Origin of the sequence: Streptomyces sp. NPDC047525, from assembly GCF_040643025.1 — a bacterium.
Classification (GTDB): Bacteria; Actinomycetota; Actinomycetes; order Streptomycetales; family Streptomycetaceae; genus Streptomyces; species Streptomyces durmitorensis.
The window spans coordinates 200296-219789 of record NZ_JBEYTL010000005.1; the positions used below are offsets into that span (position 1 = coordinate 200296).

Annotated in this window: 13 protein-coding genes and 1 tRNA gene; 5 read left to right on the forward strand and 9 right to left on the reverse strand. The window is 72.3% G+C overall.

Annotated features, from left to right (window positions below):
• Positions 1-64: 64 nt before the first annotated feature.
• The 3 genes from ABZ833_RS16415 to ABZ833_RS16425 all read left to right on the forward strand — a co-directional run bounded on the left by ABZ833_RS16415 (position 65) and on the right by ABZ833_RS16425 (position 6628).
• Positions 65-2830: an ABC transporter permease gene (locus ABZ833_RS16415; RefSeq protein WP_361046745.1), complete on the forward strand. Its 2766-nt coding sequence runs from the start codon at positions 65-67 to the stop codon at positions 2828-2830.
• Between the two features lies 1 nt (position 2831).
• On the forward strand, positions 2832-5591 hold the full coding sequence (locus ABZ833_RS16420) for an FtsX-like permease family protein (protein WP_361046748.1): 2760 nt from the start codon (positions 2832-2834) through the stop codon (positions 5589-5591).
• A 62-nt stretch (positions 5592-5653) separates the two neighbouring features.
• On the forward strand, positions 5654-6628 hold the full coding sequence (locus ABZ833_RS16425; RefSeq protein WP_361046751.1) for an ABC transporter ATP-binding protein: 975 nt from the start codon (positions 5654-5656) through the stop codon (positions 6626-6628).
• Positions 6629-6677: 49 nt separating this feature from the next.
• On the opposite strand, the gene ABZ833_RS16430 is transcribed toward ABZ833_RS16425, so the two are convergent.
• From ABZ833_RS16430 to ettA, 3 genes are read right to left on the reverse strand one after another with little or no spacing between them, the layout of a single operon-like run.
• A complete protein-coding gene (locus ABZ833_RS16430; protein ID WP_361046754.1) occupies positions 6678-7364 on the reverse strand; it encodes a hypothetical protein in 687 nt (228 codons plus the stop codon).
• The gene (locus tag ABZ833_RS16435) at positions 7361-7807 is read right to left on the reverse strand and encodes a thioesterase family protein (RefSeq protein ID WP_249589860.1); all 447 of its coding nucleotides are present in this window, start codon (positions 7805-7807) and stop codon (positions 7361-7363) included. The genes ABZ833_RS16430 and ABZ833_RS16435 overlap by 4 nt, the downstream gene beginning before the upstream one ends.
• A gap of 28 nt (positions 7808-7835) precedes the next feature.
• Entirely contained in the window at positions 7836-9500 is a 1665-nt protein-coding gene (ettA, locus tag ABZ833_RS16440; protein WP_361046757.1) for an energy-dependent translational throttle protein EttA, read from the reverse strand.
• Positions 9501-9796: 296 nt separating this feature from the next.
• Here ettA and ABZ833_RS16445 point away from each other — a divergent pair, with 296 nt between their 5' ends.
• Positions 9797-10075 carry a hypothetical protein gene (locus ABZ833_RS16445; protein WP_361046761.1) on the forward strand — a complete coding sequence of 93 codons (279 nt, stop codon included), beginning with the start codon at positions 9797-9799 and terminating at the stop codon, positions 10073-10075.
• 31 nt (positions 10076-10106) lie between these two features.
• Here the strand turns inward: ABZ833_RS16445 and ABZ833_RS16450 are convergent, their stop codons facing one another.
• The 4 genes from ABZ833_RS16450 to ABZ833_RS16465 form a co-directional block, all read right to left on the reverse strand.
• Positions 10107-11480, reverse strand: coding sequence for a Cys-Gln thioester bond-forming surface protein (locus ABZ833_RS16450; RefSeq protein WP_361046764.1), 1374 nt, complete (start codon positions 11478-11480; stop codon positions 10107-10109).
• A 451-nt stretch (positions 11481-11931) separates the two neighbouring features.
• Entirely contained in the window at positions 11932-12351 is a 420-nt protein-coding gene (locus ABZ833_RS16455) for a single-stranded DNA-binding protein (protein WP_361046767.1), read from the reverse strand.
• Between the two features lie 186 nt (positions 12352-12537).
• Positions 12538-14478 (reverse strand): GTPase, encoded by a 1941-nt coding sequence (locus ABZ833_RS16460; protein ID WP_361046769.1) that lies wholly within the window; start codon positions 14476-14478, stop codon positions 12538-12540.
• Positions 14479-14483: 5 nt separating this feature from the next.
• Complete coding sequence (locus ABZ833_RS16465) at positions 14484-16172, reverse strand: dynamin family protein (RefSeq protein WP_361046772.1); 1689 nt, start codon at positions 16170-16172, stop codon at positions 14484-14486.
• A 268-nt stretch (positions 16173-16440) separates the two neighbouring features.
• Between ABZ833_RS16465 and ABZ833_RS16470 the strand changes: the two genes are divergently transcribed.
• A tRNA-Arg gene (locus ABZ833_RS16470) sits at positions 16441-16513 on the forward strand.
• Positions 16514-16629: 116 nt separating this feature from the next.
• On the opposite strand, the gene ABZ833_RS16475 is transcribed toward ABZ833_RS16470, so the two are convergent.
• Both ABZ833_RS16475 and ABZ833_RS16480 read right to left on the reverse strand, forming a co-directional pair.
• Positions 16630-17070 carry a VOC family protein gene (locus tag ABZ833_RS16475; RefSeq protein WP_361046775.1) on the reverse strand — a complete coding sequence of 147 codons (441 nt, stop codon included), beginning with the start codon at positions 17068-17070 and terminating at the stop codon, positions 16630-16632.
• Between the two features lie 325 nt (positions 17071-17395).
• Complete coding sequence (locus tag ABZ833_RS16480) at positions 17396-19318, reverse strand: AMP-dependent synthetase/ligase (RefSeq protein WP_361046777.1); 1923 nt, start codon at positions 19316-19318, stop codon at positions 17396-17398.
• Between the last annotated feature and the right edge of the window lie 176 nt (positions 19319-19494).

Consider the following 19494-nt stretch of genomic DNA (forward strand, 5'->3'; position numbering starts at 1 on the left):
AAGCATCCGTACAGACTTTCGGGGGCGAAAGCGTACGGCACGGGCACGGGGGGTCGCGGGGGCTGTGACGGGGTTCCTTTTTCTGCGCGTGCGCGCGCATCGGCTGCTCCTCGCCGCCGCGCTCCTCGCCGTCCTGCTCACCACGGCGGTCCTGGCCACGCTCACGGCGTTCTCCGGCTCCATCGGCGACGTGGCGCTGCGGCACAGCCTGCGCACGCGCTCGGCGGCACCGGCCTCGCTCGTCGTGCGGGCCCAAGTGCCGCCCGGCGAGCGGGAGTCGGCGGACCGTGCGGTGCGCGAGGCCGCGCGGCGCACGTTCGACGGGCTGCCGGTGGGGCTGCGGTCGCTGTCCCGTTCGGGGCCCTACGCCCTGCCGGGCGCACGTGCGGGCGCCGAACCGGACCTCACCCATTTCGCCTCGCTCGACCGGTCCAGGATCCGTCTGACCAAGGGCAGTTGGCCTTCTCCGTACGAGACGAACGAGACGAACGGGACGCACGAGACGTCGCGGGGCAAGTCGCGGGGCAAGGGGAAAGAGGTCGAGGTCGCCCTCCCCGAGGCGGCCGCCGCCCGTCTGAAGCTCGGCCCCGGCTCCGGCCCGATCACCCTCACCGACCGGCTCACCGGCCCGGAGGTCACCGTCCGGGTGACAGGCGTGTACCGCCCCGCCGACCCCACCGAGCCCTACTGGCAGCTGGACGATCTCGGTGGCCGCGGCGTGCGCGAGAGCGTCTTCCTGACGTACGGGCCGCTGCTCGCCGACCCCTCGGCCCTGGGGCACGTCTCGGCGGACCGTACGCAGTGGCTGGCCACGGCGGACTTCTCCGCCATGACCACGGACCGCGTCGACGCACTGCGCGCGGCGGCGAAGAGCGGTCCGGCCGCGCTGGTGAAGTCCCGTTCCCTGGGCGGCAGTCCGAGCGCGAGCACCGCACTGCCCGACGTCCTGGACCGGGCCGAGCGCGCGCTCCTGGTGTCCCGTTCGACGCTGCTGATCGTCGCCCTTCAGCTGATCATGCTCGCCGGTTACGCGCTGCTGCTCGTGGCCCGGCTGCTCAGCAGGGAGCGCGGCGGCGAGACGGGCCTGCTCCTGGCGCGTGGCGGCTCGCGCGGCCGGGTGGTCTGGCTCGCCACGGCCGAGGCCCTGCTGCTCGCGCTGCCCGCCGCACTGCTCGCGCCCCTGCTCGCGGGCCCGCTGACCCGGCTGCTCGCGGGGCAGGGGGCGCTGGCCCGGACCGGGGTGCGGCTGGAGGGGACGGCGGGCGCGGACGTGTGGCTGATCGGCATGGTCGCGGCCCTCGGCTGCGCGCTCGCCGTGGTCGCGCCCGCGCTCTCGGCGAGCACCGGGTCGCTGCGGCGGACACGGGCGGCCGCGCTGCCCGCACCGCTGCGGGCGGGCGCCGACGTGGGCCTCCTGGTGATCGCGGCGGTGGCGTACTGGCAGCTGGACGGCAGGACGTCCGGCTCGGGTGCGCTGAGCGACGACGGCGCGGGCGCGCTCGGCATCGACCCGCTGCTGGTGGCCGCGCCCGCCCTCGCGCTCCTCGCGGGCACGGTCGTGACGCTGCGCCTGCTGCCGCCCGCCGCGCGTCTCGCCGAGCGGCAGGCCGCGCGGGGGCGCGGTCTTCCCGGCGCGCTCGCGGGCTGGCAGCTGAGCCGCCGCCCGCTGCAAGGTGCGGGGCCCGTCCTGCTGCTCGTCCTCGCCGTGGCGATGGGCATGCTGGCGATCGGGCAGAGCGCGTCCTGGGACCGCTCGCAGGAGGACCAGGCCGACTTCAGGGCCGGTACGCAGATCAGGGTGGTCGGCGGCCGGGTCCCCGAGCAGCGGCAGCCCGAGGTCTACGCGTCCCTGCCGGGCGTGCGGGAGGCCGCGCCCGTCGCGCGCTCCACGATGGACCTCTCGGGCAACCGCCAGGCGACGGTGCTCGCCCTGGACGGCGCGCGGGCGGTGCCGGGGCTGCTGATCCGCGCGGACCGCGGCGAACGGGCGGCGATGGCCGATGCGTTGAAAGCGCCGAAGCCCGGGGCGGTCGTCACGGAGCGGTTCCTTCAGTCGAGTGGGGCGGATGTGGGCTCCCGGATCGATGTGCCGTTGGGCGGCCGCTCCTTGCGGGTGACCGTCGTCAAGGCGGTGGCGGAGCTGCCGACCACGGGGGCGGCCGACGGGGCCGAGGGTGCGGACGCGTCGGACGGCGGGGCTCTGCTGCTCGACCTGCCGGGCGTGAACACGCTGCTCAAGAGGGACGGCGAGCGGCCCCTGTCCCCCACGGAATGGTGGCTCACCACCCGCCCCGGCGCCTCCGCCCAGGCGGCGGCCGCCCTGCGGGCCCGCCCCGACATCGACCCCGAACAGGTCCTGGTCCGGGACGAGATCGCCGCCGAGCTGCGCGACGACCCGCTGGGCGCGGGACCGCAGTCCGCGCTGCTCGCCGTGGCGGTGGCGGCCGCCGCGCTCGCCGCCGTGGGCTTCGCCGTGAGCGCGGCGGGTTCGCTGCGGGAGCGCTCGGCGGAGTTCGCGGTGCTGCGCGCGCTGGGTGCCCCGCGCCGTCAACTGGCCCGCCTGATCGCGGCGGAGCAGGGCTTCCTGCTCGGCCTCGCCCTGCTGGTGGGCATGGCTCTGGGCGCGGTCCTGACCCGCGCGGTCGTCCCCTTGATCGTCCTCACCGGCGAGGCCACCCAGCCGGTCCCGCCGGTCCTGGTGGAGCTGCCGCTCCCCCACGTGGCCACGCTCCTCGCGGCGACGGCGGCCGTCCCCCTGCTGATCATCACGGCCCTCGCCCTGCGCCGGGGAGACCCGACGGTGTCCCTGCGGCACGAGGGAGGCAACTGACGTGCGCCCCAACCCTGTTGCGCCCTGGACCCGCACCCGCCTGCGCGCCGCGCCACTGCCCGCGCTCGCGCTCGCCCTGCTGGTCCTGGCCACCGCGTTCCTCGCCGCCGTCTTTCCGCGCGCGGTCGACGCGTACGAGAGCGAGGGGGTGCGCGGCGCGGTCTCCGGAGCCGGAGCCGCACGCACCGGGATCGAGCTCGGCGCACCCGCCCCCGGGCTCGACGAGGACCAGCGGGAGCGCGAGGACGCGCTGCGGGGCACGGCCCTGCGCGACCGGTACCGCCAGGTCGTCGCGGCCATGCCCCGGCCCCTCCGCGTCGACCGCGCGCAGTCCGCGTACGGCACGCAGACCCTCGAACCGCCCGCCGGGCTCGACCGACGGCTGCCCCGCCCCGACTTGATCCCCCCGCAGTTCACCCTGGCCGCACAGGCCGGTGTCGACGCCCACGCGCGCGTGCGCGCAGGGCGGCTCCCCAAGGGCGAGGGGCTGACCTCGGACAGCCGCCGGGTCGAGGCCGCGGTGACCGCGGACACCGCCCGCGCCATGAAGCTCCGGGCAGGCTCCGCCGTCCATGTGGACACCGTGCTCGGCGAGCGCGTCACCGTGCGGATCACCGGGATCGTCGAACCGCTGCGCCCCAAGGGGGCCTACTGGTCGTACGACCCGATCCTGCGCACCCCTTCGCTGATCGACGTGCCGGGCAACAACGCCCAGGAGCCGAAGAGGCGTTGGCATGCCGCTCTGCTGCTCGCGCCCGACGCGGGGTCGTTCCTGCCCGCCGTCGACCAGAACCCGCAGCGGTACTGGCGTCTCGCCCCCGACCCGGGCGCCCTGACCGCCGGTGACGTGCCCGCCCTGAAGCAGCACATCGCCTCGCTCGAAGGCGGGCCGCTGCGCACCGAGTTGCGCGGCTTCACGCATGACGACGCGATGGTCTCCACCGAGCTCGACAAGGTCCTCGCCGGGTACGAAGGGCTGCGCGACGCCGTGACACCGATCGTCGCGGTGGCCGCGTACGGCATCGGCGGGGTCGCCGTCGTCGTCCTGATGATGACCTGCTCGCTCACCGCCGTACGACGGCGGAGCGAACTGGCGCTGCTCCGGGCGCGCGGTGCGTCGGTGCGCGGTGTGGCGGTGCGGCTGCTCGCCGAGACGTCGGTGGTGGCGGTGCCCGCCGCCGCCCTGGGGCTGCTGCTCGCGTTCCTGGTCGTGCCGCACGCGCGCGCGTGGCCCGCGGTCCTGGCGGCGGCCGGGGTGTGCGTGCTCGCCTGCGCCGCGCTCCCGGTCCGTGCCGCGTTCGCGCACCGCAGGCAGCAGGCGCACGAGGGCCGCGACGACCTGGTGACGGCGCGCCCTTCGCGGCGCCGCACGGTGGCCGAACTGGTGCTGCTGGTCCTGGCGGTGGGGGCGGTGGCGACGCTGCGGCGAGGCGGGCTCGGGGACTCCGGCGAGCCGGGCGGCGGGGGCGGCTCGGCGGGGTGGCTGGTCAGTGCCGCGCCTCTCCTCGTCGGCGGTATCGCGGCGCTCCTTCTCGTACGGCTCTATCCGCTGCCCCTGCGCCTCTTCGCGCGCCCGCTCACCCGCCGCCGCGGCGCCCTCGGGTTCCTGTCGACGGCGAGCGCGGGCCGCGCGTCCGCCGCCCAGGCGCTGCCCCTGCTCGGCCTGCTGCTCGCCCTGACGACGGCGGCGTTCGGCGGCTCCGTGCTGACCGGCATCGCCGACGCCCGCGACCGCACGGCGCTCCTCGCGGTGGGCGCGGACGTCCGCGTGGACCGCGCCAACGGCACCCTGCCCGCCGCGCTCGCCACCGAGATCCGCGGGACGCCGGGCGTGGGCGAGGTGGCGGCCGTCCACATCGACTGGTACCTGCGGCTGCCCGACCAGACGACCGTCCCCTTGGTCGCGGTCGACCCGGCGGTGTACGCGCGTCTCACCCGCGCGACCGGCCTCGGCCCCTTCGGGGACGACGAGTTGGCGGCGGGCGACGGCCGCCGGGCCACCCTTCCCGCCGTGGCCTCGCCGGACGTGGCCCGGCGGCTCGGCAAGGGCGCGCACAGCTTCCGTACGCCCACCGGGTCCTTCAAGGCAGCGGTCCGGGCCGTCCGGGACAGCACCCCGGCCCTCCCCACGGGCAGCGCGTTCCTCCTGATCGACCGGGGCAGGCTCGACCACCCGGCGGACACCGCGCTCCTGGCCACCGGCGCCGCGGGGGAACGGATCGACGCGGCGGCCCTGAAGCGGTCGGTGCGGGCCTCGGGCTCCGACGTCGAAGCGACGTTCCGCGCCGCCGAACGCGCCTCGCTCACCGACTCCGCGCTCCAGTCGGGCGCCGAGCGCATCTACGTGGCGGCGGTCGCGGCAGGCGCCGGATACGCCGTACTGGCCGTCCTGCTGGCCCTCCTGCACTCCGCACCGCAGCGGGCCGCGCTCCTGGCCAGGCTGCGCACCCTGGGTCTGAGCAGGGGTCAGGGCCGTCGCCTGCTGGTCCTGGAGTCGCTGCCGCAGGCGCTGCTCGCGGCGTGCGGCGGGGCGTTGGCGGGCTGGGCGGCCATCGCGCTGCTCGCGCCCGGCGTCGACCTGGCCCAGGTCGCCCTCGCGGCACGCGGCACCCTCGCGGGGCTCGGCGACGTGACGCTGCGGGCCGATCCCTGGTCCTTGCTGCTGCCCGCCGCGGGCGTGGTGATCCTCACGGCCGGGGTCGCCTTCGTACAGGCGTGGTGGACCGCGCGGCGCACGGCCGCGAACGAGCTGAAGCGTTGACGCGTTGGTGCGTTGACGCATTTGTGCGTTGACGCGGTGAAGACAGGAGACAGGAGAACCGGATGACGCCCGACACGACCCGCACCGCCGCCATGTCCTCGCTCGCGGATCTCGAAGCACGGGCCACCGCCCACCGCGACCGCCCCGTCTACGGTCACGACGCGCTGATCACGTGCGACCGCCTGGTCCGTATCTTCTCCACGGACGGCGTCGAGGTGCAGGCGCTCCAGGGGCTCGATCTCCTGGTCCGCGAGGGCGAGTTGATGGCGCTGGTCGGCGCGTCGGGCAGCGGCAAGTCGACGCTGATGAACATCCTCGCCGGGCTCGACGAGCCGACCGCGGGCTCGGCCCGGGTCGCGGGCCGCGACCTCCTGGCGATGGGCTCGAAGGAGCGGCTGCGCTACCGCAGGGAGGTCGTCGGCTTCGTCTGGCAGCAGACGGCACGCAATCTGCTGCCATATCTGACGGCCGCACAGAACGTGGCGCTGCCCATGCAGTTGAAGGGAGGCCGCCGCGTGTCACGCGCCCGCAAGGCCGAACGTGCCGCGGAGCTCCTGGAGTTGATGGCGGTGTCCGACATCCGCGACCGGCGTCCGCAGCAGCTCTCCGGAGGCCAGCAGCAGCGCGTCGCCATCGCGGTGGCCCTCGCCAACAACCCGTCGGTCCTGCTGGCCGACGAACCCACCGGCGAGCTGGACTCGCACACCGCCGAGCAGATCTTCGCCGCCTTCCGCACCGCGAACGAGGAGCTCGGCACCACCATCGTCATCGTCACCCACGACCAGGCGGTCGCCTCGGAGGTCCGCCGCACGGTCGCCATCCGCGACGGCCGCACCTCGACGGAGGTCCTGCGCCGCACGGAGGTGGACGCGTCGACGGGCCAGGAGTCCGTGACCTCGCGCGAGTACGCGATGCTGGACCGCGCGGGACGCCTCCAGCTGCCCGCCGAGTACACGGCGGCGCTGGAGATGCGGGACAGGGTGGCGCTCGAACTCGAACGGGATCACATCGGGGTGTGGCCGGACGACGGGAACTGACGCCCCTGCGGGCGCTCACGCAGGCGCGACGCTCATGCGGGGGTAGCGCTCACGCGGGCGTGACGGTGAGCCCTCCGACGCCGGCCCGGCGCACGGCGATCGACCCGTAGTTCGTGCGCAGCCGCAGCCAAGGACCGGACGACAGCAGGTCGAGCGAGTCGCCCCGCAGGAATCCCAGGGCCTGCGCGGCATGCGCGGCCCGCACGGGCAGGCCCGTGTCACCGATGGTGCGGGACCAGATCTCCCGGCCCAGCTGGTCGAGCTCCGCCCGGACCCGCCGCTCCTGCGGCAACTCCTCGACCCGGGACTTGAATTCGGCGACCGCGGCCGCCACGAGCCCCCGCACGGCTTCCGCCGACGGAAGCCCTTGCTCCGGCTGCCAGCCGCCCCGGGGCGGAAGAACCCCGGCCCACGGCGGCCCGGTGACGGCCTGCGGCACGGAGGCCACCCCGGCCGACTCGACGGACTGGGCCGACTCCCCCACGAATTCGAGGAGTTCACCGGCGGAGACGGTGACATCGAGCGAGGACTCGATCCCGTGCTCGTACGGCTTCGCGAGCCGCGCCGTACGGATGGCGAGCACTTCGAACGACGGCGGCCTGCCGAACACGGCGAGCGTGTCGCCCGCCGCCTGCAGACGGACCGCGGCGGCCTTGTCGTAGTGGATGAGCCGGGCCAGGAAGGCGGCGAGATCCCCCGCCTCCCCGGCGTCGGCGAAGTGCAGCTGCGCCGTCATGCGACGAGCGCCTCCGAACCTCCGGCGACATCGCCGTCGTCGTCCATGAAGGTCAGGAGCACGGCCTTCTCCTCGGCGGTGATCCGCCGCGGCCGCTGCGCCTCCAGGTTGAACGGGACGACGATCGTCGTGGCCCGCACGTACACCTGCTCGGGGTCCTTGACCTCGTACGAGATGGTGAGCGAGGCAGCGCCTATCTTCGTCACCCACGACTCGATGGTCACCGGCGAGTGCCGGTGGACCAACGGCCGTACGTAGTCGATCTCATGGCGGGCCACGACGGACCCGCCCGAGAACGACGGGCTGCCGTCCCCCGGCGCGAGCCGGAACATGAAGTCGATCCGCGCCTCTTCCAAGTACCGCAGGAAGACGGCGTTGTTGACGTGCCCGAAGGCATCCATGTCCGACCACCGGAGGGGGCAGCTGTAGATATGCCGACTCATGTCAGTCTCAGCCTCAGTCTCAGCAGTCTCAGCCCCGAGTGAGCTTCTTGTAGGTGGCGCGGTGCGGACGGGTCGCGTCGGCGCCGAGCCGCTCAACCTTGTTCTTCTCGTAGGACTCGAAGTTGCCCTCGAACCAGTACCAGGTGGACTCACCCTCGTAGGCAAGGATGTGCGTGGCCACGCGGTCGAGGAACCACCGGTCGTGGGAGATGACCACAGCCGCACCCGGGAACTCAAGGAGCGCGTTCTCGAGGGAGGACAGGGTCTCGACGTCCAGGTCGTTCGTCGGTTCGTCGAGGAGGAGCAGGTTGCCGCCCTCCTTGAGGGTCAGCGCCAGGTTGAGGCGGTTGCGCTCACCACCGGAGAGCACGCCGGCCGGCTTCTGCTGGTCCGGACCCTTGAACCCGAACGCGGAGACGTACGCCCGCGAGGGCATCTCGACCTGGCCGACGTTGATGTAGTCGAGCTCGTCGGAGACGACGGCCCACAGCGTCTTCTTGGGGTCGATGTTGGAGCGACCCTGGTCGACGTAGCTGACCTTGACCGTGTCACCGATCTTGATGCTGCCGGAGTCCGGCTGCTCCAGACCCTGGATCATCTTGAACAGCGTGGTCTTGCCCGCGCCGTTCGGACCGATGATGCCGACGATGCCGTTGCGAGGCAGCGAGAAGCTCAAATCATCGACAAGCACCTTGTCGCCGAAGGCCTTCGACAGATTCTCGACCTCGACGACAATCGACCCGAGCCGCGGGCCCGGCGGAATCTGGATCTCCTCGAAGTCCAGCTTCCGCATCTTGTCCGCCTCGGCGGCCATCTCCTCGTAGCGAGCCAGACGCGCCTTGGACTTGGCCTGACGCCCCTTGGCGTTGGACCGCACCCACTCCAGCTCTTCCTTGAGGCGCTTGGCGCGCTTCTCGTCCTTGCGGCCCTCGACCTTGAGGCGGGTGGCCTTCTTCTCCAGGTACGTGGAGTAGTTGCCCTCGTACGGGTGGGCGCGACCGCGGTCGAGCTCCAGGATCCACTGGGCGACGTTGTCGAGGAAGTACCGGTCGTGGGTGACCGCGACGACAGCGCCGGCGTACTGGGAGAGGTGCTGCTCGAGCCAGTTCACCGACTCGGCGTCGAGATGGTTGGTGGGCTCGTCGAGGAGCAGCAGGTCGGGCGCCTCGATGAGGAGCTTGCAGAGCGCGACGCGGCGCTTCTCACCACCGGAGAGGGTGGTGACGGGCCAGTCGCCGGGCGGGCAGCCGAGCGCGTCCATGGCCTGCTCGAGCTGGGCGTCGAGGTCCCACGCGTTGGCGTGGTCCAGGTCCTCCTGGAGCTTGCCCATCTCGTCCATGAGGGCGTCGGAGTAGTCGGTCGCCATGAGCTCGGCGACCTCGTTGAAGCGCTTGAGCTTGCCCATGACCTCGGCGGCGCCGTCCTGGACGTTCTCCAGAACGGTCTTCGTCTCGTCGAGCTGGGGCTCCTGCATGAGGATGCCGACGCTGAACCCGGGAGCGAGGAACGCATCACCGTTGGACGGCTGCTCGAGCCCGGCCATGATCTTCAGCACCGTGGACTTACCGGCGCCGTTGGGACCCACGACACCGATCTTGGCGCCAGGAAGGAAGCTCAGGGTGACGTCATCAAGAATCACCTTGTCGCCGTGCGCCTTGCGCGTCTTGCGCATGGTGTAGATGTACTCAGCCAAGAGAAACCGTCCGGCAATCAGTGAGTGGGCAGATACACCCCATCTTGCCTGACGGCCACCTACCGGGGGAAACCAGTATGGCTGGGGGGCCATGACCTGGACGTTCACCGGCCACTTGGGTAGTTGACCCGCTACCGAACGTCAGCGTGGGGCACTGCCGAGCAATCTCCGGTGTCACGGGCACCTTGCTGGCCCCCGTCTTCTCCCAGCGCATCGTGAGTCGTGTGCAGCTCTCGGAGCGGCGAGCCTGCTAGGTCGCGACCAACGCCGCCTATCGGCGCCACCGCGTCCAACTCATGAACTACCTCTGGGACGTCCGCCTGGGCAACGTCCCGGACGCCTCCCGGGATGAGCTGGAGGCAGCCCGGCACGCCCATCATGCTGCGTTCGCAGAAGCCCAGCTCACCGCCTCGACACCCGTACTCGCGGAGTTGGACGGCATGGCGGACGGCTCCTTCGAGGACATCGAGAAAGATCTTCAACGTCTCTGGGACCGCTGGAAGGACATGCGCACACACATGCGCACCTGCCTCGGCGCCGAAGAAGCAGCACGGACGCCACGGGTGCAGCCATGAACGGGTGACGGCCCCGCAAGGGGGCCGCCGGTCAGTCCTCCGGCGGTGTGTCCGTGGCCGTCGGGTCCTTCTTCTTGCGGAGCAGGAACATCGCCGCCGCGCCGAGCACCACCATGAGGACCGCGATGGCCGCGATCATCGGCGTCGCGCTGGAGCCACCCGTCTCCGCGAGGTCGCCGCCGCCTGTGCCGGTGCCGGTGCCGCCCGCCGATGCGGGGCTCGGGTCGGCTACGGGTTCCGTCTTGTTGCCGATCGTGCTGCCCTCGGTCTGGCAGTCGAGCACGCCCTTGAACCGCTTCTCGAAGCCGTTCGGTCCCTTGATCGTGAAGTCGTAGGGCTGGTCCTCCTGCAGCGGGATCGTCACCGTCCGCGACGTGCCGGCCTCGATGGTGTGCTTGAGGCCCATGAGGCGGAAGGTGAACGGCCGGTCGCCCGGGTTGCTCGCCGTGATGTCCACGCCGCTCTTGGCGCAGTTCTTCTCCGCGGACAGCGCCGGTATCGCGCCCTTCTTGGCCCAGGTGGCGCTCGCCGTCGCGGAGACGGTGGACTCGCTGGAGCCCGCGAGGATCTGCGTCTGGCTCCGGGTCTCGGAGGCGAAGGCCCTGCCCACCGGCACTGTGGTCGACGCCTGGACGGCGAGTGCCGCCGAGCCGTCCGCGGAGTCCTTGGGAACGTCGAAGAACAGCTGGCTGCCGTTGACCGCCGAGGTGACGGCCTTGCCGTCCTTGCCGACCACCTTCACTCCGCTCGCCACCGAGTCCGCGGGCGGCGTCACGGACACGGTGTCCGCGTCCGTCCGCACGGTGACCGGACCGAGCCGCTCCCCCGCGCGCCCGGAGACCGCGGGCGGGTCGAGGGTCAGCGAGGCCCTGGGCTCCGCCGAGCCGCGCGCGTTCTTGTAGAGGTAGTCCGCGAGCTTCTCGGCCTGCGGGTTGGCCGCCTCCACGTCGGCGCCGTCCGAGTACCGCCAGATCGCCACCTGCGTGCCGGCCGCCGCTTCCTGCTCGGTCAGCGCCCGTGCGCCCGCCTTGCCTGCCAGCGCGGCGAGGTCGTTCACCTGGGGGTAGGAGTGCTGGAGGATCCAGCGGATCTTCCCCGCGTTCCTGTTGCCGTTCAGCGACGTGCCGCTCCAGGGGGTCTCCTGGTACTTCGCGTCCTTCTGCGTGGGGTTCTGGATGTCGATGCAGTACGTCTGCAGGGTGCCGCCGCCGTCCACGGACATCTCGAAGAGTCCGGCGGGCACCTGCTGGCTCGCCCCGTTGTCACGGATGACGGCCTGGTCGTACGTCTGGAGCCCGCCCAGCGTCGCGACGGCTCCGCCCCGGTGCTGCGGAACCTCTTCCGCCACGGCAGGACCCGCGGTGGCTATCGCCCCCGCGGCGACGGCCCCGGTCGCCAGCGTCACCGCGGCGAGGCGCGCGGCGCCCCGTCTCCGCCGGGACGGCGCAGAGCACGCGCGGCCCCCGGAGAGAGCAGAGAACGCATCGAACACAGAACGCGCAAAAGACACAGAATTCCCCTCCGGACGGGACCCGTTCACATCGAGGGGGGTGATCCCGCCAGCAGATTGAAAGGGGCAGAATCACCTGCCACCTGCGTGGCATCCACTACCAACTGCCCCGTTAGCTACGTTCGGCATCCTAGGGACGCGGCAGACCACGGTCCCCAGTCCTGCCGTTCGATAACCGATCCGACTCGGAATCGTTATCGCCAACAACCTTTCCGAGCTGGGCTTATCGACAAATCAACGGCACCCATTCGGGCATCCACTCCCCGATAAGCCGCACTTCGGTCGCCGAGGCCCGCCGTCGCCCTCAGCCCGCCCGCGGCCCGCCCGCCGTCCGCCTGACGGACCGTCACCCCACCGGTTCGGGCTCCGGCTCGCGCGCCGCCGCTGGCTCCGTCAGCGCCGCGTTCGCCTTGAGCACGCGCCGGAACGCCGCCGTCCCGCGCGAGAGGTCGTGGCCGATGGTGATCGCGTCGATGTCCGCCGACGTCCAGTGCTGGCCGCCCCGCTCCTCGTCGCGCACCTTCAACTTCCCCTGCACAATGACGGGTTCACCGATCGTCAGGGAGCCCTGCACGTTCGAGCCGAGCGCCCGCCTCGCCCACACCGTGAAGAAGTTGGTGTGCCCGTCCGTCCAGACGTTCTGCACCGCGTCGTAGTACCGCGCCGTCACCGCGAGCCGGAACCGCGCCACCGGTCCCGAGGGCAGCTCCCGGAACACCGGCGTCGTCGCGACGTTCCCCACCACCGTCACCAAGGTCTCGTTCATGCCGAACCCCTCCCTCGTCCACTCCGCTTCCGCTGCCGCGGCGGTCGGTCCCGCGGCTTCGATCTCAGAGTGGACCGGCCTGAAGAATCCCGCTGAGTCCTGTGGTCTACCGGGCAGTTGTGGAAAACTCCCTCACCCGCACGGGGCGCCGACCCGCGCGAACGGGCCCTCGGCGCAACGCCCCGTTCAGCCCACCGCCGCCCCCGTCACCCGCACGTACTGCTCCCGAACCTCCCGGTACCGCAGCAACTCCGCCGCCACCGGATCAAGCACCCTCGCCCGCCCGCACCCAGCAGCCGCCTCCCGCAGCCGCCGTTCCGCGTCCAGGCCGTAGCGCCGCGCCGGCCCCCGTGCCGCCATCCGGCTCCCCCACTCCACGCAGGGACCGCCCACGATGCCCGCCAGCATCAGCAGCACCGGCACGCCGAGGTTCGGCACCGCGACGCCGATGATCTGCGCCACCAGCCAGAGCCCGCCCACGACTTGGAGCATCGTCATCGCCGCCTGGGCGAGGACCGCGACCGGCCACCACCCGGGACGCGGCGGCCTGCCCTCCGGCACCCCGGCCCGCACCGTCAGCTGGTCGAGCGCCTCGGGCAGCCCCTCCGCACCGCGCACCGCCGCCTCCCGCACGGCCTGCCCCCAGGGCTGGGGCAGCCCGGAAGCAGCCTCGTCGGCCACCGTGCGCACCGCGTGCTCGACGCGCTGCCGGGCCGTGGCCTCCTCGTCCGCCGGGGCCTGCGGCACGGGCCAGCCGAAGTTCTGCGGTCCGCGCTTGGCCTCGTACCACCGCCACAGCCGTAGCCAAGGAGTTCCGCACGCCTTGCCCGCGTGGCGCCGCCAGGCCCGCTCGGCGGCCTGACCTGCGGCCGCCGCACCCACCGCGTCCGCGAGCCGGTCGGCGAACTCCTCGCGCGCCTCTTCGCTGAGCCCGATCCGCGTCCCGCCCCGGCCCCCGCTCGCCCCGGCCCCGGCCGCGTACACGGGCCACAGCCGGTCGGCGGCGGCGTCCAGGTCGGCCGCGATCCGCCGGGCCGCGGCGCCCCGCTCCTTGGTGAACTGGCCGAGGGAGTCGCGGAGTTCACCGACTCCGTCGCCGGTCAGCGCGGAGAGGGCGAGCACGGTGGCACCGGGTTCGCCGTGCTCGCCGAGGGCGATGCCGTCCTCGTCGAGCAGCCGCCGCAGATCGTCGAGCACCTGGTCGGCGGCGTCGCCCGGGAGCCGGTCCACCTGGTTGAGCACGACGAACGTGACCTCTGCGTGGCCCGCCATCGGCCGCAGATAGCGCTCGTGGAGCATCGCGTCGGCGTACTTCTCGGGGTCGACGACCCAGATGACCGCGTCGACGAGTTCGAGGATCCGGTCCACGTGCGCGCGGTGCTCACCGACCGCCGAGTCGTGGTCGGGCAGGTCGATCAGGACGAGCCCCTCCAGCGTGGCCGCGTCCGGGCCCTGGAGCGGGCGCCTGCGCAGCCGTCCGGGGATGCCGAGCCGGTCAAGGAGCCCGGCGGCGCCGTCGGTCCAGCTGCAGCCGATGGGGGCCGCCGTGGTCGGCCTGCGCACGCCTGTCTCCGAGATCGTCACTCCGGCCAGGGCGTTGAACAGCGTCGACTTGCCGCTCCCCGTGGCGCCCGCGATGGCGACGACGGTGTGCCTGCCGGAGAGCCTGCGCCGGGCCGCGGCCTCGTCGAGGACCCGCCCCGCCTCGGCGAGCGTGGCGCTGTCGAGCCGGGTGCGGGAGAGCCCGACGAGCTCGCGCAGGGCGTCGAGACGGGCGCGCAGGGGCCCTTCGTACGCGGTGGAGACACCGGACGAGGACGAAGCACCGGACGAGGTACCGGATGGCGTACTGGACGGTGCCTCGGACGGAGTCCCCGCCGGGGCGTACGCGTCGGCGCCGCCCGCCGCCCCCTGGGCACCCCCACCGCGCCCGGCAGCCGCACCGCCCCGACGCGCGATCAGCCCGTCGTCCCAGACGCCTTCGGAGCCGCTACGGGCGCCGTCGTCTCCGTCGGCGCCCTCGGGCGCCTTCGGCGGCCCGTCGGAAAGCTCGTCGCGCTCACGTCCGCGATCGCGCCCGTGTTCGCGCTCACGCTCGTGCTCGGTGTGATCAGTGACGGCAGTCACCGCGGTCACCTCTCCTTCTGCAGTACGGACAGCGCGGCGATCAGATCGGCCTGGGGTTCGGGGTTCACGTCGAGGGTGTCGAGGGGGGCGAGGCGTCGCTCGCGCTCAGCGCCCAGGACGTTGTCCAGGTAGGTGGTGAGCAGGCGCCCGCCCCGGTCCCGCAGCCGGAGCGCGCCCTGGGCGCCGATCCGCTCGGCGAGCGTCTCGCCCGCCGAGCGGCCGCGGGCTCCGCCGAGCAGGGCCGTGGCGAGCAGGGCGGAGACGACCTCGGGGTCGGGCACGAAGTTCTTGTCGATCCTGTCGAGCCCGCGGACCTCGTCCTCGGCGTACTCCTCCAGGACGCGCCGCCAGCGCCGTACCGCCATCCCGATGCGGTGCTCGGCGCTCTCGGCGTCCCGGTCGCGGTCGCCGAGGCCGGGGGCGGCCGCGGCGGGCTCGCGCCGCCACGCCTCGTCGATCCGCTCGTCGGCGGCGGTCACCGCGCACAGCAGCAGCGCCTCAAGGCTCTCGGAGACGGCGTCGAGGAGCTCGCCCGCGCCGCAGTCCAGCGGGTAGCTGCGCCACCGCTTCAGCGCGTCACCCGCGAGGACGGCCCCGTCCTGCAGACGCTCCCGCACGCGCGCGTGCTCGTGTCCGTACGCCTCGTCGACGGCGGAGGTGAGCCGCAGTGCGGCCGCGTACTGCGTGGCGACGGCGCCCGCGAGCTCCGGGACCCGCACGTTGAGGGACTGGATGACGCCGAGTGCCGTCCGCGCGATGGCCTGTGCGCGGGCGTGGGGCTCCTGGGACCGGTGGGTGAGCCAGGCCCGCAGCGGCGCGACGGCCGTGGACGGAAGCAGCCCGCCGCCGCCCGCTGACTCGGGCAGCTCGGGCACCGTGAAGCGCGGCACATCGCCCAGGCCCGCCTTGGCGAGCAGCGCTCCGTACTGCCGCGACACCTCGGCCACCAGCTGGTGCGGCACCCGGTCGAGGACGGTGACGAGGGTGGCGTCGTGCTCCTTGGCGGAACGCAGCAGGTGCCAGGGCACGGCGTCCGCGTACCGGGACGCCGTGGTCACCATGACCCAGACGTCGGCGGCGGAGATCAGCTCGGCGGCGAGGATCCGGTTGTCGGAGACGAGGGAGTCGACGTCGGGGGCGTCCAGGAGCGCGAGCCCCTGCGGCAGGGTCTCCGCGGTCTCGATGCGCAGCGCACGCTCACCGTCGGGCCCGATGGCCAGCAGATCCTCGCACCCGTCGCCGCCCTCGTCGTCCTCGTCGTCCAGGGGCTCGGGACGAGGCACCCACACGCGCGTGAGGTCGGGCAGTACCCGCATTCCGGCGAACCAGTGATGATCCTCCGGATGGCATACGAGGACCGGCGTCCGGGTCGTCGGCCGCAGCACTCCCGCCTCGCTGACCTGCCGCCCCACGAGGGAGTTCACCAGGGTGGACTTGCCTGCCCCGGTCGATCCCCCGATCACGGCGAGCAGCGGCGCTTCGGGGGCGCGCAGGCGGGGCACCAAGTAGTCGTCGAGCTGGGCCAGGAGCTCGTCCCGGTTGGCACGCGCGCGTGGCGCCCCCGCCAGGGGGAGCGGAAAGCGTGCGGCGGCGACACGCTCGCGCAGGGCGGAGAGTGCGTCGAGCAGTTGAGGCCGTACGTCCAAGGTCACCACATGCGAAGAATGCCCAATTTTGACGGCTTTCTGAAGCATATGGGCACCCCTGCGCGCCGATCGGACACTCGGGACGGAAGGGGCGACTGGGGCGCAGGCATAACGAGTGCACAACACCCGGGGCGTGAGACGCCAAAAGCGATGCGGGATTCGTACCTGCCTGCGATTATCAGGACCGCTTCACTGAACCTCCACATAGCGCCTCGGAGGCGAAGCACCAGGGACAAGGACCCGGGAGCCCTATCCTTGTCCCCGGCAAGGTCACGGCTCGTCCCCACCCGGGCTCCAGGCCACCGGCCACCATCCGGCCCCCGTAGCTCAGTGGATAGAGCAGGCGCCTTCTAAGCGCTTGGCCGCAGGTTCGAGTCCTGCCGGGGGCGCTTCGCACGATCCCTGTTCGGCCCTCCCTCCGGGAGGGCCTTTTTGCTTCGTCCGGGGAACCTAGCGGGCGGCGGGTAGCGGGCGCATAAGCGCCGGGCCGCCCGCAGGTCCAGGGTCAGCCCAGTTGCTGGGCCAGGCCGACGATGACGCCCTCCGGGCCGCGGACGTAGCAGAGCAGATAGCTGTCCTCGAACCGGGCGATCTCGCCCATGACTTCGGCGCCGTGAGGGCGCAGGCGGGCAACGGTGTCCTCGAGGTCGTCGACGGCGAACATGACGCGGTGCGTGCCCAGGATGTTGTGCGGCTTGTTGCGCGGGCCCTCGCTGGTCGCCGCGGGGCTGCGGTACCTCGCCAGCTCCAGCCGGCTGTGGCCGTCCGGGGTCCGGACCATCGCGATGTCGCAGTGGACGCCGTCGAGCCCGGTGCACTGGTCGGCGACGGGGCCCTTGACCTCCGCCCTGCCCTCCAGCTCCATCCCGAGTTCCACGAAGAACGCGATGGCGGCATCCATGTCCTCGACGACGATGCCGACGTTGTCCATCCGCTGAATCGCCATGATGGTTTCTCCTTCTGCGTCGCGCGGCCGGTGGTGGCCGCTGATGTCCCTGGGACGGAGCCGATGACACGTTCTCGACATCCCCGGAGCACCGATCTCCGAAAAATCTGGATCGGGCCTCAGGTGAGATTCATCCGGATGCACCAACCCGCCGACAGGTTCGCCCACCCGAGCGGGAAGACACTCTTGCGCTCCGCAGCGAAGGGATCCGGCCTCGGAGAGATCACCGGCGAGGGTTTTGGTGAAGTCCGCGGCGGCCACCTTGCTCGCCGCGTACCGGGCACCGGAGCCGTCCGCACGGTCCGGAGCAGGTCAGGCGGCCCCCTCACTCGCCGTAGAGCGCCTCGATCTCGCCCTCGTACGCCGCCGCCACCGCATGCCGCTTGATCTTCAGCGACGGGGTGAGCAGTCCGTTGTCCTCGGTGAACTCGCCCTCGATCAGGGAGAATTTACGGATGGACTCGGCCCGCGAGACCGCCGCGTTGGCATAGTCCACGGCCTTCTGGATCTCCGCGATCATCTTCGGGTCGCGGCACAGTTCGGCGAGCGGAGTGTCCTTCGGGCGCTTGCGCACGGCCAGCCAGTGCTCGACGGCCTCCGGATCCAGGGTGATGAGCGCCCCGACGTACGAACGGTTGTCGCCGACGACGATGCACTGCCCGACCGGCGCACGGCTGCGCAGCCGGTCCTCCAGGATCGCCGGGGAGACGTTCTTGCCCCCGGACGTGACGATGATGTCCTTCTTGCGTCCGGTGATCGCGAGGTAGCCGTCGGCGTCGAGCGCCCCCAGGTCACCGGTCGCGAACCACTCGTCCCGCAGCACGGCGTCCGTCGCGGCCGGGTTGTTCCAGTACGAGCCGAAGACGATGCCGCCCTTGATGAGCACCTCGCCGTCGTCCGCGATGCGCACGGCGGTGCCCGGCACCGGGAGACCCACCGTGCCGGGGCGGGGCTTCAGCGGCGGCGTGATGGTCGCCGCGGCCGTGGTCTCCGTCAGGCCGTACCCCTCGTAGATGATGATCCCGGCGGCGTAGAAGAAGAGGTTGAGGCGTCGGTCGAGGGGCGATCCGCCGCTGATCGCGTAGCGCAGCCTGCCGCCGACCTCCTTGCGGATGCGGCGGTAGACGAGCAGTTCGTACAGCGCCCAGCCGAGGTAGAGGCCGACGGAGGGGCCGGGGCCGCGCCTGTCGAGGAACTTGTTCAGGTACGCCTCCCCGAACCGCACCGCGATGCCCTCGGCCCGGTCGAAGGACGCGCCGCGCCCGATCTTCTCCGCGGTCGCGCGCCCCGTGTCGTGGATCTTCTCGAAGAGGTACGGGACGCCGACCACGAACGTCGGCCTGAACGAGCGCAGTTCGGGGCGCAGCTCGTCCGGCTTGATGCTCGGGCAGTGGCCGAGTTCGATCCGGGCGAGCATGCAGGCGATCTGTATGGTGCGGCCCAGGATGTGGGCGAGCGGCAGGAAGAGCAGCGTGGAGGCGACCTGGCCCGTGATCTCCTTGAAGATCGGGTGCAGCAGGTCGACCGTGTTCGCGGCCTCGGCGTGCAGATTGCCGTGGGTGAGGACGCAGCCCTTGGGCTTGCCGGTCGTGCCCGACGTGTAGCAGATGGTGGCGATGGATTCCGGGGTGAGGGCTGACCTCCGCTTGGTCACCTCCTCGTCCGACAACCCGGCGCCCAGGGCGGCTAGTTCGGCCAGTGCACCGTCGTCCACGCACAGGACGCGTGGCGGCGCGGCAAGCTCTCCGACCGCCGTCCCGGCCGTCGTGACGTTCTCCGCCGTCTCCGCGATCAGCAGCGTCGCGCCGGAGTCCCGCACGATCCACTCGATCTGTTCCGCCGCCGACGTCGCGTACACGGGCACGGTCTGCCCGCCCGCCGCCCAGATCGCGAAGTCCAGTACGGCCCACTCGTACCGCGTACGGGACATCAGCGCGACCCGGCCGCCCGGTTCGAGCCCGGCGGCGATCAACCCCTTCGCGGTCGCCGTGACTTCACGCGCGAAGGCCGCCGCGGTGACCGGACGCCACTGGCCGCCCTGCTTGCGGCGCAGGACCACCGCGTCGGGCGCCTCGGCGGCATTGGCGAAGGGGATGTCGGCCGTGCTGCCCGCGGTGGGCTTCGCCGCGAGCCGGGGCGTACGCGCCTCGCGCACGGTGCCGTGCTCGTCCCGGACGAGCTCCACGGCGGCGCGGTCCGCCAGCTCGCTGTGGCGCTGCGCCCGTTTCAGATCCTTGCGTACGCCCATGACGGCTCCCGGCTCCCGGCTCCCAGCTGACGTGCAGAGGTCGTGCAGAGGTGATGCGGTGCGTACTTACTGGGAGGTCAACTTACTCAAGCGTAGGGAAAGTTCAATGGGGCGGGAAGCGAAGAAATCAGAGGGGCGGGCTCACCCTGATGACAGCTCACCCTGATGACAACCGG

Bases quoted from the DNA above. Each gene is read 5' to 3' on its own strand.
- ABZ833_RS16425 (WP_361046751.1), top strand. From the start codon at position 5,654: ATGACGCCCGACACGACCCGCACCGCCGCCATGTCCTCGCTCGCGGAT.
- ABZ833_RS16430 (WP_361046754.1), bottom strand. From the start codon at position 7,364: ATGACGGCGCAGCTGCACTTCGCCGACGCCGGGGAGGCGGGGGATCTC.
- ABZ833_RS16435 (WP_249589860.1), bottom strand. From the start codon at position 7,807: ATGAGTCGGCATATCTACAGCTGCCCCCTCCGGTGGTCGGACATGGAT.
- ABZ833_RS16445 (WP_361046761.1), top strand. From the start codon at position 9,797: ATGAACTACCTCTGGGACGTCCGCCTGGGCAACGTCCCGGACGCCTCC.
- ABZ833_RS16455 (WP_361046767.1), bottom strand. From the start codon at position 12,351: ATGAACGAGACCTTGGTGACGGTGGTGGGGAACGTCGCGACGACGCCG.
- ABZ833_RS16465 (WP_361046772.1), bottom strand. From the start codon at position 16,172: ATGCTTCAGAAAGCCGTCAAAATTGGGCATTCTTCGCATGTGGTGACC.
- ABZ833_RS16475 (WP_361046775.1), bottom strand. From the start codon at position 17,070: ATGGCGATTCAGCGGATGGACAACGTCGGCATCGTCGTCGAGGACATG.
- ABZ833_RS16480 (WP_361046777.1), bottom strand. From the start codon at position 19,318: ATGGGCGTACGCAAGGATCTGAAACGGGCGCAGCGCCACAGCGAGCTG.